The 13,289-nt window shown below is 28.9% G+C and carries 15 protein-coding genes; 2 read left to right on the top strand and 13 right to left on the bottom strand.

The annotated features are described in order from the left end of the window. From P8V03_RS16000 to P8V03_RS15945, 12 genes are all read right to left on the bottom strand, one after another. Nucleotides 1-254 (bottom strand): restriction endonuclease (locus tag P8V03_RS16000; protein WP_318798950.1); only part of this gene is annotated, 254 nt, incomplete at its 3' end. Nucleotides 255-375: 121 nt separating this feature from the next. Beyond that, nucleotides 376-618, bottom strand: coding sequence for a hypothetical protein (locus P8V03_RS15995; RefSeq protein WP_318798949.1), 243 nt, complete (start codon nucleotides 616-618; stop codon nucleotides 376-378). A gap of 135 nt (nucleotides 619-753) precedes the next feature. Then, nucleotides 754-1,200 carry a hypothetical protein gene (locus tag P8V03_RS15990; protein ID WP_318798948.1) on the bottom strand — a complete coding sequence of 149 codons (447 nt, stop codon included), beginning with the start codon at nucleotides 1,198-1,200 and terminating at the stop codon, nucleotides 754-756. A gap of 304 nt (nucleotides 1,201-1,504) precedes the next feature. Then, the gene (locus P8V03_RS15985; protein WP_428978985.1) at nucleotides 1,505-1,780 is read right to left on the bottom strand and encodes a DUF3781 domain-containing protein; all 276 of its coding nucleotides are present in this window, start codon (nucleotides 1,778-1,780) and stop codon (nucleotides 1,505-1,507) included. Between the two features lie 174 nt (nucleotides 1,781-1,954). Continuing rightward, entirely contained in the window at nucleotides 1,955-3,436 is a 1,482-nt protein-coding gene (locus tag P8V03_RS15980) for a caspase family protein (RefSeq protein WP_318798946.1), read from the bottom strand. Between the two features lie 247 nt (nucleotides 3,437-3,683). Next, a complete protein-coding gene (locus P8V03_RS15975) occupies nucleotides 3,684-5,141 on the bottom strand; it encodes a hypothetical protein (RefSeq protein WP_318798945.1) in 1,458 nt (485 codons plus the stop codon). Next, nucleotides 5,131-5,421 (bottom strand): nucleotidyltransferase domain-containing protein, encoded by a 291-nt coding sequence (locus P8V03_RS15970; protein WP_318798944.1) that lies wholly within the window; start codon nucleotides 5,419-5,421, stop codon nucleotides 5,131-5,133. The genes P8V03_RS15975 and P8V03_RS15970 overlap by 11 nt, the downstream gene beginning before the upstream one ends. A gap of 261 nt (nucleotides 5,422-5,682) precedes the next feature. Further along, entirely contained in the window at nucleotides 5,683-6,102 is a 420-nt protein-coding gene (locus P8V03_RS15965; protein ID WP_318798943.1) for a hypothetical protein, read from the bottom strand. A gap of 269 nt (nucleotides 6,103-6,371) precedes the next feature. Continuing rightward, complete coding sequence (locus P8V03_RS15960) at nucleotides 6,372-8,009, bottom strand: recombinase family protein (protein ID WP_318798942.1); 1,638 nt, start codon at nucleotides 8,007-8,009, stop codon at nucleotides 6,372-6,374. Beyond that, a complete protein-coding gene (locus P8V03_RS15955) occupies nucleotides 7,978-9,516 on the bottom strand; it encodes a recombinase family protein (RefSeq protein WP_318798941.1) in 1,539 nt (512 codons plus the stop codon). The genes P8V03_RS15960 and P8V03_RS15955 overlap by 32 nt, the downstream gene beginning before the upstream one ends. After that, nucleotides 9,464-9,646, bottom strand: a complete 183-nt coding sequence (locus P8V03_RS15950) for a hypothetical protein (RefSeq protein ID WP_318798940.1) — start codon at nucleotides 9,644-9,646, stop codon at nucleotides 9,464-9,466. Before P8V03_RS15950 ends, P8V03_RS15955 begins: the two co-directional genes overlap by 53 nt. Before the next feature lie 64 nt (nucleotides 9,647-9,710). Beyond that, nucleotides 9,711-10,358 (bottom strand): PD-(D/E)XK nuclease family protein, encoded by a 648-nt coding sequence (locus tag P8V03_RS15945; RefSeq protein WP_318798939.1) that lies wholly within the window; start codon nucleotides 10,356-10,358, stop codon nucleotides 9,711-9,713. A 330-nt stretch (nucleotides 10,359-10,688) separates the two neighbouring features. On the opposite strand from P8V03_RS15945, the gene P8V03_RS15940 reads away from it, so the two are divergent. Further along, nucleotides 10,689-11,102: a helix-turn-helix domain-containing protein gene (locus P8V03_RS15940; protein WP_318798938.1), complete on the top strand. Its 414-nt coding sequence runs from the start codon at nucleotides 10,689-10,691 to the stop codon at nucleotides 11,100-11,102. 15 nt (nucleotides 11,103-11,117) lie between these two features. Here P8V03_RS15940 and P8V03_RS15935 read toward each other — a convergent pair whose 3' ends face one another. Continuing rightward, nucleotides 11,118-11,285, bottom strand: coding sequence for a hypothetical protein (locus P8V03_RS15935; RefSeq protein ID WP_318798937.1), 168 nt, complete (start codon nucleotides 11,283-11,285; stop codon nucleotides 11,118-11,120). 356 nt (nucleotides 11,286-11,641) lie between these two features. Here P8V03_RS15935 and P8V03_RS15930 point away from each other — a divergent pair, with 356 nt between their 5' ends. Continuing rightward, complete coding sequence (locus tag P8V03_RS15930; protein ID WP_318798936.1) at nucleotides 11,642-13,120, top strand: recombinase family protein; 1,479 nt, start codon at nucleotides 11,642-11,644, stop codon at nucleotides 13,118-13,120. Nucleotides 13,121-13,289: the final 169 nt, after the last annotated feature.

Below are 13,289 nucleotides of genomic sequence, written 5' to 3'. Positions count from 1 at the left end.
ATCTGAACTTTCTCTCTTGAAATACTTGACTTATAGTGTTTGCATTCTACAATGGTTTTGTATGTTACACCCATAAGTTTAAACTCAATATATCCATCAATTTGGTAATTGCCGTCATCAACTTCTATTATTTTATTATGTTGAACTTTGCAGTCACTCAAATGTTTTACTTGCTGTAATAATATTTGCAAAGAATACTTTTCAAAGTCTGTAGGACTCATATCAAGTACAGATTCATGTGTTGGTATAAACATAATCTCCCCCCTCCCCATAAACATTGTTGAAAAGCTATAGAAATACTGGACAAAGATATGAGTAATTAGACTATTACTCATATTAAGATTGACATAGATCCATAGACAAATTGGAATTTTTCTATTTTTTATTTTTGTTGTAAAAATCTATCATCATTTTTTCTATTATTTCAAATTCAAATGTTGGCACGGACAAACGATTCCCATCTGACATTCTACCACCAGTTTTTCTTCCCAAATCTGTTAATACCCAATCACCAAATTTGTCTTTAATGACCAAACCCATATCCTTCCACATATCATATACCCCTGTTGCTCTCATACCAACTTTTTGTGCTACAAACCTTGCTGACATTCTATTCATTTTGTTTCCTCCTTTACTTTTACAAATTCCTATTTGTCATTATTCCAATCACCACAACAAATTTATAATTTAACTGCAGCATTATGCTTATTTGATGAGGTTATGTACGAAAGCCCTCCACTATTTCTGTTGTTATTATTGTTGCTTTTTGAGTTTAACCGTTGTAGTCGTGCCCATAGCGGAAGCTTCATAGCTTAATACGCCGTTTTGGTATGTCATAATTTTAGTATCATCACTCGAAGCGAGCAAAGCACTTTCAGTTTTACTATGGTCATTTTTCGAAGTCCATGAATAAGGTTCGTCAGCAGTTGTTGGAGTGGAGAAAGAACCCGCCCAATAAAGTGATTTTGTGTTGCCATTATCACTTACCCAGTAGATTGTAATCGTATCACCACTTATTGTTGCAGCTTGATAAGAGTCATTGGATTTGCTATTTTCTTGTTTCCATTCCCCCATCAAGTCAGGTATTTTCTTTTCAGATGTCTTACCTCCATTGCCAGAGCTTGTCGGTGTAGAACTACACCCAGTAAATATTGTTATAAGCAGAGCCACGCAAAGGCTAGTTATCGCCAGTTTTTTCATTTTCATTATCCTCCTATATTTTTAGTCTAGTCTTAACTTAATCTAGCAGTCACCTTGTACTATATCAAGTAAAAGTACAAGTTAAATTACTATTTATCAAGTTATCTTTAATCTTCATTAAACTACTCATTATTAGCCTAATCAGCATACCATTAGCATGTCCAATTATTTGGATAATGAGAAGTTATACTAAGACTTATCAATACTATTATCTTTTCAGTGATATGTCATAATTTAAGAAAGTTCAGTCCGAATTGAATCTATAATTATGTTACCTCAACTCTACAAATTGGAATTTATTTGTTTAATCTTTTATGAGAATTCCAATCTTTTTTATCTTATGAGCGGTAATAATGGTATAACTATATGCATTAACTGTTATTTCACAATTATCTATGTCTATATACCAGTTTTTACCCTTTCTAACTATTATGGCATTGGAATTTAGTATTTTGTCGATACACCACTTTACTACATCGTCCACATCTAAAAAAAGATTCTTTTTAATCCGTCCAACTCCCAATTCGGTTGTGTGCAACTTATCTAAGTTTTGTATCACTTCACATTTATTATCATTCATTTTTGTCACCATGTATTTTCCTTCACAAAATTACTATTTATTGAGTGGTTTTTCATGTTTGATTAAACTTCCTATTATTAGCCTAATTAGAACACTAATTGTACCACATATTATATGGATAATGGGAAGTTACTACAACAAATAAAACTTCTCAGAACGATAGTATTTATTATCTTATAACTTCTGTTCCCATTCGTAATATTTGAGATTTTTTTCTATTGACTCCTGATATGCTTTATTAAATTTCTTGATCAACTCACAAACTTGATTTTGAATTTTTTCCAAATCTTCTTTCTCATTCATCTTTAAAAATATCGTATCTAATAATTCATTATTCCATTTGTCTTCATCTCCAATTGATATACCGGATATTAAGCAAGCACTAATTTTTAAAGGGCATATATATATAAACATTCTTCCCTCAGGAAAATATTGGTCATCAACTATGACATCAAGATAGGATTGAGGCAAATCCCAATCTTGTTCAATTGAATATTTTATTTTCTCAACTTCTGGCTCATGTGCGTCGAAAGGATTATATAGTGGATGATTGAATTTTAAAAAATTAGTTTGCTCTCTTTTCTGCTTATAAATTTTCTCAACTTTATATTCATGACTAACTTCAAACTTTCTACTTTTTAAATAATTTATTATTAAAGGCTGTAAATGAGATGGAATTTCATCAGCAGTTTGAATATCAGAAATAATAAGATCATTATCAAACTTCTCAATAGAATTTTGTTCATGTGTAATTTTATCATATATAAATTCAATATAATTTTTTAGTTTTTTAAGGTTGTCCTCATCTTTAATGCTTTTTATACTTCGTACTGCTTTAATTCTTGAAATTATACCATCTTTATTAGAATTTATTTGATTATCTTCTACTTTATCCTTCTGTTTTTCAATTGCTTTTTTCCTTCTTGCGATTGATATATTTCCTGCTATTGAGGAGTTAAATGTTGGAGTTTGTTTATTACCACTAGTACTATTCCATTTTAAAACTTTATCAACTACTTTTAACTTTAAAAGCTCTGGATATATTTCATCATCTTCATTAAATTCTTTGATGCTTTCTACTAAATAATAAGTAAATACGCCATGTCCAAATCCATTATTGGGATAACTATACTCATCTTCACGGCAAGACGCCAATGTAATCCACCCATCATTATTACTGTTTGCTATATCCTGCATAAATGTTTTATTGTCAATTTTACCTTTAGAACTTCTTACATCTTGTCCGGAATGGCAACAATCAAATATACGCACGTTGATTCTGTCATTTTTTCTTAATAATCCACTAATATCTCTTAATGGTAGTCCAGTCTGAGTAATATTGTCTCTTTGTGTATATGGTAAAACTAGATAAGATTCTCCATCAACATTATCCCCATGACCAGAATAATAAAATAGAATCGTATCTCCTGGTTCACTTTTATCAAGTAGTTTCCTTATTTCATCTAGTATGTTTTCAGGAGTCCTTTCATCATATATATTTAATAATTCACAATAAATATCCTGTTTCGCGAAATCACAACAATTGATAAGGGTCTCTTCTAATAAATTTACATCAGCATGACAATATGATATTGCTGAATAGTTTTTGTAATCTTTATACTCCTCACAACCTAAAAGTATAGCAAATCTTTTCACATTAATACCTCCATTTATTCTCTATTGATTTATTGTAACTAGAAAGTACTTATAAAATTATTAACTTAATGTTAAATTCTTCAGTTCTAATTATTAGCCTAATGAGGATTATAATTATTAAAAATTATAACGTTTCTAATTTCCGACGCCGAGAATCTTAGAAAGCTCTTTTATTAGCTTTTCAGGTGTAGCTTGGCTATCTTTTCAAGCCAAACTGAACGGAAATTTTTTGATAGATGAAGTACCTCTAAAGAGCATTATTAGCTTTTAACAATCCAGCAAGCTCTCTTTCCTGTATAATCCCTATCGGCCAGTTCATTTGATCCTGCAACTTCTTTATATAGTTTTCTAAGTTCTGTGAGCACTTCTTAGCAGTAATAAAAACTACAACACATTTTTCAAATTCAATGAACGGTCTGACGATTTGGTACGCTATTCCTACTGGAACTGAGTCTGTTTTTATCTCTTGCCCAGATTTAAAAGGCATACATAAAAATATCTTTTTGCCTTTGTAAAAAATCGGAATCTCCATATCAGATATCTCAAAAACTCCATGTGGTTTCTTAGACTCCCTATCTAGAATTACTGGATCTACACCATTAATAACAGAAGCTATTTTTTCTCTTAACTGATCATCATTTAATTGTATTAATTTATCAATATCTTCTTTAGTAACTTTTGTGCTTGAAATATATTGATATTTCTTATAAGTGTTTTTCATATAGTCATAAATATCTATTACCTCAAATGGCTCAAATAAATTCAACTCAACTTGCCCTGTTTCATTTGTTAGTAACAGATAATCTGCAATATTTCTGAGCAGTAAAGCTTTCTGTAATTCATTCATCTTTTCTATATTTTCTAATAATCTTTCAAATGTTAGTTCTAAACTTTTCTTAAAATACTCTTTATCTATTATTTTTAGACTAGTCAGTACTCTTAATAATTGGGTATTATCTAATTCCTTAAAATTAACATCTAATTCCTGGTTATCAACTACATCTTCATTCTTTGTTTCAGCATATAAATTTTTTTGAGATTTAATAAACATTCTTAAAGAGTGATTATCATCGATTAACTCTTTTAATTCTGAATTATTTAAGCACTTATTAACCAAGGTATAAATTTTCTCTACAAGCACAACACACTTCTCAGAAAATTTACTGTGTCCAGATAATATATATAAGCATAAACTCTGGTTTAGATTACAAATAGCATAGATTCCTGGTATATATAATTCATCTAATTTTTTATTTAATATATATTCTAGTCCCCATATACATCTATCCATTCTTGAAAAGAAATAGTTATCTGTAGAATTTCCAATTTCAGTATATCCTCTGCTAAAAGCTTTTATTTTTAAAAACATAGCCATAGTATCTAAATTTATCTTTTGTAAACTTATTTCCTGCTTTTCTAAATCAGACCCTTTCATTGTTGAGTAAGCATAATAAAAACTATTATAATAACTTAAAGATTCTTCATCATAAACAATTTGATAAGCTTTATTAAATGCTCTATCTAAAAGTACCTTTTCATGTGGAATTAAAACGTTGCTATCTGCTAAAGCCGCCACAGCTAACGCTGATTCTGCTATTCCTTGTCTTTCTCTCATACTTAATCGTTCTCTAGTTTTTCTATCTAAAATGACTTTATGAATATCTCTCACTAGGTCTGGTAATATTACTTTAATTTTATCTCTCATAAATAATTCTCCCTTCATTCGTAATGCTTTTTATAAAATCTCCATTTTCCAATAATACTTTTTCATATTCTTTCTTTGTCAAACAAATCGGATCAATATTGTACCTACTTAGAATACATCTTTTAACTATACTCCTTCTTTTAAAAGTCGAGAAATCGTAAAAATCATCTGAAACTACAAGTAAATCAATATCTGTATGACTACCCATCAAACTGCTTCCGAACAAAATTATTCTGTTAATTTCTAAATATTTAATTAAATAATCAATATTTAATCCCATCTCAAACTCCTTAAACTGTATTTCATCTAACTACGGTATTTGTAAAACTCTTAAAACAAGTATTCATATTCGCTTTTTCAACTACGCATTATAGACATAATCTGCAGTACTTAGAGGTGTTGAATATATTTACTTTCATAGTGTTTTTTACAATATAACTCATATTTTACCATAAAACCAACAAAAAATATATAAAAAGTAAGAGTACTGTCGTCACTTCACAGCACTCTTACTTTCCAAACCATATTAAACTTAATATACCTACTTCTTATCTTCCTTAGAATTAATCACTCCAACAAGCGCATCAATACTAGTAGCTATTCTAGCAATATCCTTAGTTATAACTTTCAAATTAGTAAGAATATCCTTCATATCCTTCAAAAGTGTTTCAGATGCATTGGGAGATAGATTCAAAGTTGCTTGAGTAAGGTACTTTTGAAACTCTTTATCATCCTCTTCACCTAAAAATTCTAAATAGTTAATTTGGTTGTCCCTTTGCCATTTATTTTCATCTTTATTCCAAACTAACTCCAGATTTATATAAACATATTTCTTAAATCTAGCTAAGTTTGTTATCGTACCCTCTAACTTAATTTTCTTTAATTCTTCTAGTATTTCTTCTGGACTAAAGTTCTTATCAATGTAGTTACCTATTATATTGTTTTTAACTTTAGATATCAAATATGAAAAGGACTCATAATTTTTATTCAGAACAAAGCACCTCTTAATTCTTTTTACCTTACCATTTTATTTTCTATAATTATGTTATATACTATTTTCATTAAAGAATTTGCTTTCAACTCTTTGCATTACTATGTCTTATAGCAATTATTCATTGTATAATTTAATGATGAATTTATATACTGTTGAGGTGGGTAAGGAGTCCATCACGGTATACCGTGATAGACTTCTTACCCACCTCAACACATTAAAAATACCTCCCTAAAAATTCAAATGAATTCGGGAGGTAAAAATACAATTTCTTTTATGTTTGCTTTTTTATTTTCTTTATCATACTCTATTTCTATAGTGTCAATAAAGTTAACTATAAACTCTCTTCTAATTCTAGTTATTTCTTTCATATTAGGTTTCATAAATAATGCTGGTATAAACATATAAACTATGTTATCAAATTCACCTCTAGCCATCTTCTTAACCTTTAGTTTAGTTTTCAGCATTTCTCTTGTACGTTTATAGTTTTCCATTAAATTTCCATATACAGCGTATTGAAGCTGAAAAATTTCTTTTAAATTTTGTTCTTTTTCAACTTCTATTTGATTTTTAATTTTATTTAGTGTTTCTTCAGTTTCTTTTTCTTTATCTGTAACTAAATCTATAGTACTAACTATATCTTCTACTCTCTTGTCAAACTCTAAATTATAGCATTCCCAAAATCTATCTGTATTTTGAAATTTGAATAGATCCATTGTTAAATATTTCATAAATTCGTCTTCTGCAATACTGCATGGAATAATGATATTACACTTTTTTCTTTCTTTTTTATTATTTGCACATTTATAAACCGTGTTTCTATTTACACCAGGATACTTAGGTTTCATAGCTCTTTTGCATTTAGAACATATTAGTTTTCCTTTTAAAATGTACTCTGTATCATAATAAAATGGGTCCTTATTCTCAGCCCTTTGACACCTTTCCTGTAAGATTTCATTCCAGTGATCTTTATTGATAATAATATTTTCATCACTTAAATAAGACTTAATTGGCTCATAATCATGCTTACCCGGATTTCTCCTTCCTCCTCTTCTGTCCCATAACATTTGACCAGTATAAGTTTCATTTTTAATTATTGCTTCAACTTTACTCTTGCTCCATTTAATAAAGCTGTACTTTTCATTCATCTCTTTAGCAATTTTTCTGTAACCTAATCCAGAAGCGTATAAGTCAAATATTTTTTTTACTAACTTACTTTCAAGTTCTGATACTTTAAGCTTTGTATAATTCTTTTTCTTATCTTGTAAATCTCCTAAATGTCTATCCGCTACATAACCAAAGGGAACTTTACCTCCTGGCCAATTACCTTTTGATATACAAGCTTTTCCCCCTTCTTTTACCCTAGTTGAAAGTAAATTAATCTCCATTTCAGCAAGACTTGTAAATATGATATGCAGAAGTCTTTTTACTTTTGGATTAGAATCTTCAAAGTCTTCTCCTTCTTTAACATAATGTATTTTGACCTTACATCTTTCAAAAAAAAGTTCTAGTGCTATTGCATCTTCTACAACTCTTGATAGCCTATCTCTTGAATATATGATTAAATGCTTAAATTCTCTTCTCTGGGCCTTGTGTAATAATTCTGTAAGTTCTGTTCTTCCTCTAAAGTTATCTATAATATTTAATTTATCAAACTTTTTACCTGATACTTTAGTTGCGGGCTTTTTCTCTTCAAATATCAGTGAGTCTTCTAATATCCATTTTTTATATTCAGCATAATTTTTTGCAGCACTTAGTTGACTTTCTATAGAGTTCCCCTCTTCTCCCTGCTTTGTAGTAGATACTCTTAAATATGCTGCAGCAGTTATTTCATATTTATTTTTATTAGCGTTGTTTAATTTTAATGGCTTTTCCATCAATTAGAATCTCTCTAATATCTGTATTTAATAGCATCTCTAAAATAGCAGGGTGGTTATTTACAAGATCATCTATAATTATAGTTACATAATCTGATTGCATTATTGGTAGAATTATAGATTTAAAATTTTGTTCTAAGAAGACAATTTTATTTTCAAGTTCTTCAATTTCTTTTTTTATTTTTAATTGGTCATCATTAGCGGTTAGTATACTTTCTCTAAGCTTCTTATTACTGTTATCCTTTAAATAGCTTTCAACATCAGCACTTTGATTTTTTATAATATTAACTAATTGTTTTTTACAATTTCTTTTTCTCTGACTTAATTCGGATATAACTACTTCTAATACACTGTCAATTTTATATCCAAAAATAAGTTTTTCAAATAGACGCTCTATCAAATTCTTAATAAATTTGTCTTTTCTTATTTTTATACAATTTTTAGTTTCACACTGAAAAAAATCACCCTTTGATTTAATGCTTTTAAAGCATTGCTTACAGTAAAGCATACCACTAAACAAGTTTTTTTCTTTCCTGGGTTTTATATTTCTTACCTTTTTATCACTTCTATAACCATTATATTTAACCCATTTGTTAGCTGCTGCCAACCATTCAAAAGGCTTTATCAAAGCATCTACATTCGTACATGAATGAAAGTGATCAATATCTAAATCTAAAATTTCCTCATCATATTCTATTTTAAAGTCTTCATATTTATACTCTAAGTACTTAGTCTGTAACCCAGCATATATAGGTCGGCTTATTATACTTTCTATTTTTGTGTTATCTAACTTATATACTTCGTTAATATATTCCTCTCCCTTTCCTTCAGATTTTAGTCTAAGTTTTACTTTTATATCTTGTGGATTCTTTACATCATCTGTATCTAAATAGATATCAAATATATTCTGTACAATTTCTGCTTTAATTCCATCCTTTACATATTGATTTTTTATTTTATCGCGATAATGTCCAAAAGCTGCTCTTTTGTCATATGTTCTCTCTCCTCTTTTAACTTTCATCCCTGCTAATATTCTTTCTCTAATATTTTGTGGTTCTAATTCAGCAACTGCCATAATTAAATTTTCTATAAAATTCGATGCATAGTCTTTGGTTTCTGTTAACTGAACATCATTACTATAAAGTATCTCAATTCCTAATTCTTTAAAAGTGTTTTTTATGTCTATATAATCTTCAAATCTTCTTGTAAGTCTATCTCTTTTAGTCACAATTATTTTCTTAAAACAACCTTTTTCCGCATCTTTAATGAGCCTTAAAAATTCACTTCTCATCTTATAATTCTTTTGTGAAGCTGAAATGAATTCTTCATACACATCGTATACAAGCAAATTGTTTTCTGCTGCATATCTCTTATTTGTTATAACCTGAGTTTCTAATCCTGACTTATAACCTTTATTGGATTCTCTAGCATATATCGCAACATATTTATAAGCATTATCTATCATGTTTTCTACCGTCTTTTCTATAGTTGGAATCTTCAACTTCATCCAAAATCACCTTAAATACTTCATAGTTATCTAGTATTTTATTTATTATAAAATTTATAAGTTTATTCGTTGATTCTTCATTATTTTTAAATATAACTTCAATATTTTCTTTTCCTTCTATCTTTTTCATTGGTACCTCCAAGAATCTTTTTATATGATAGATTTTTTAATTTCCTATAATATTAATTGGAAAATTAATTTGCACTTATAAAATTATTCATCAAAATAAAGGCATAATTAATATCTATATTCCTAATAGTTTTAGTAACCTTTTTATTATAGTTTAAATAGTAGTAACTTATATAACTTGGATATAGATTAATCTGATAGTATACTAGTATCATTGTTAGTGCACATCTTAAGTCAAGAGGAAAATCATCAGCGTGCCTCCTAACATATCCACTCTTATAATCTATAACCTCTATGCTTCCATCTGCTCTCTCAATAACTTTATCTACTTTAGCAAATAAAGTTACTCTTTTATTAATCTTTTTTCTTAGTGTTTTATTTGTAATTAGGCTATCAATACCAATATCTTGTGGATTGTAGTAGTAGCTTAAAAGCATATTGTGTGCTCTAATTTTAAACCTTCCCTCCTCTCTGTATGACTCATATCCTTCTTCAATCCAATTTCTCTCAAGTAAATTTAACAGCATTTTTATTGTCTTTTCTTCTCTATCTATAATCATATTAAAATCAGCCATTGTTTGATGAATGCTTTGATCGAAAGATAAAAACTTATTACTTTTTAGTACTTTACTTTTATTACTATTTCTTTTTACTAAAACAGAATTGAAAAATTCTTTTCTAAGATATTCAGAATATAAATTGCTGTAACCCACTGCTACACCTCAACATTAATTAATCATTAAACTTTGCTACGATGATGTTTAATATTTGATACAAAATGAGAATATTTTTTAAAATTTAATTGGGCAAATTAAATTCCTTTTAATTAGAATTTTTAAATGACTTAACTCATTTCCGACGCTTAATGCGTCAATTAAATTATATAACTGACGCATTATAATATTCAATAGAAGTTTATGGTATAGTTTCCTATAAAAACATTGCATAAATATATAGTTTTCAATAAAATAGTTTTAGGTATATTTTTCCTTTAATATAAATTCGGCAGTGTAATTTCACTGCATAGTTAAGAGGTGCAATTGATGAATAGTTTCTCAGAAAGATTTAAGCTGTTGAGAGTTGAGAAGGATTTATCTCAACATCAGTTAAGTATAGAATTAAATATTCCCAGGACAACTATTTCGTCCTGGGAATTAGGTAGAAGATCACCTGATATTAAAACAATTGAATATCTTGCTGATTTTTTTAAAGTTTCAATAGATTACTTATTAGGTAAAAATGACACTCGCAATCCATTACATTTAACTGAAATAGCAAATAGTATATACAGTACAATTAAAGAGGATGTTGAACTAGCTCAGTTCATAGAAAAGCTTTCTAACTGTAAAGAGTTGCAAATTGTATCAAAACAGATAAAAGATTTATCAAAGCCTACCCTTATGACCCTAAGTAAAATAATTAAAGCCTTAGAATCTGATGAAACCACTATTAAATAAGTCTTTGAACTAGTGTTATTTTTTACGCTTGTACCTATCATCTAGTTCTGGCCAGTTTACCTTGTGCTTTATTCTAGATTTTTCAAATTCATCACAAAAGTACTGATATTCTTCATCTGTAAGTTGCTCTTTATTGAATTCTTTACCGTCATCTGTTACGAAAACTGTCTTTAATAGTTTCAACGAATCTTTCTCTGATATAAGAATCACCCCCTTGTTCAAAATATATGAACAAGGGTTTTCTTATACCACAAAATATAACCATGTACCGGTAAATAATACCTAAGATAAGTATATATATTTTTTTATGCAATAAATATATATTATAAGCTACCAAATATACTAGATGCTTGATTATAATTTATAAACAATTTTGTCGAATGAAATGTTATAATCAACTTAGGCAAATTAAAAATGTACTTAGCTATAACTAAAAAACAATAATATACTCTTAAAATAATAAGCTGCGTCACTTTTTGTTTCAATAGTGCACATATGATGTTTTTGATACAGCATGAGAACTTTATGGAGTGATAGTTATGGCAGATCTAAAACTTAACAATAAAAAGGCTGTTTTATACGCCCGTGTAAGTACTGAAGAGCAGGCATCAAGAGATAATTCTATTCCTGCTCAGATAAAAGCTATTAAACAATTTGCATTAAAAAATGATTTAAATATAGTTAACGAATATGTAGACGAAGGAAAATCTGCAAGAACTGCGGACAGGCCTCAGTTTCAACAGATGATTAGTGACGCAAAGAAAAAAGATAAAAACTTTTCAGTAATATTGATACACAAAACAGACCGTTTCGCTAGGAATAGATCAGATTCAGTTATTTATAAAACACTTCTCCAAAAGGAATGCGGGGTTGAAGTTATAAGTATTACAGAAATATTTGATGATTCTCCTACTGGTAAGCTACTTGAGGGAATGATGGAAGTGATAGCTGAGTTCCACTCTCTAAACTTAGCACAGGAAGTCATGAAAGGAATGAAACAGAAGGCTGGAAAAGGTCTGTATGTTGGACGAACCCCCTTTGGATATTTTTTAGATGAAGATACAAAAAAACTAATGGTTAATGAAAAGGAAGCTGACGTTGTAAAACAGATTTTTCACATGTACTCCAATGGAGATAGCTTTGCAACAATTAAGGCTCATTTAAATAATGCCGGAATTTTTACTAGAGAAAATAAGCCTTGGGATTCATCTGCACTCAGACGTATGATTAATAATCCGGTATACACAGGAAAATATATATGGAATAAAACTAGACGTTCCACGAATCTTAAAAAGGATTCTTCAGAATGGATAACCGTTGAAGATTCGCATACTCCAATTATTACGAAAAATTTATATGAAGAGGTTCAAAGCGTAGCTAAATCTAAGTCTACTATTAAAGGCAAAGCTGCTAAAAGTATTTACCTACTATCCTCTATGATAAAATGCGGTCATTGTGGTCACAATATGATAGGTGATAAGAAGAAACACGTCTCTGGTAAGACATATTTTAGGTATGTGTGCGGCAATTATCTTAATCATAGACTGTGCTTTTACAATTTTGTTCATAAGGATGAAATTGAGAAGTTAGTATTTGAAAATATAAGAGAAATAGTTAGGACAGGCATAGTAGATCCTAAAAATATAATAGTTGTGGAATCTAACGCTTCTAATTCTGAACTGGACATCTTAAATGCAAATCTGAAGAAGATAAAACAAAAGTTTCAGAGGCAGTTTGAAGCTTTTGAAGCTGGCATTATATCACTTGATGAACTTCAAGAGGCTAAAAATAGAGTGTTAAGTGAGGAGAAAGAGGTAAATCAACAGATTAATGCCTTAAAGAAAAGCTTACAGAGTACTGATGCTAGTAGCAGCCTTAAATTGACTTTTAATGGGATTGAAGATATCCTAGAATTAAATGATCCCACTAAAATAAAGCTTTGGTTAAAGGAACGAATTTATAGTATTGAAATATTGAATAAGAGGGATATTATAATAAAATATAAGTTGCCAATATAATTCATTAAATATATTAGTTAGACGGATTGATTTTCATCTCGGTCTAACTAATATATAAATTAAGTCATATATTTCTTAGGAAAACTATTCCTATGCCTATATACGCTCTTCATAAAAAGATTCTATGTTTCAGTTTAATAAACAATCTACTACCTTAATGCTAAAACTG

The sequence above is a fragment of the Clostridium tanneri genome, from assembly GCF_033659955.1.
GTDB lineage: Bacteria > Bacillota > Clostridia > Clostridiales > Clostridiaceae > Clostridium_AM > Clostridium_AM tanneri.
This window is presented reverse-complemented; position numbering and strand designations above follow the sequence as displayed.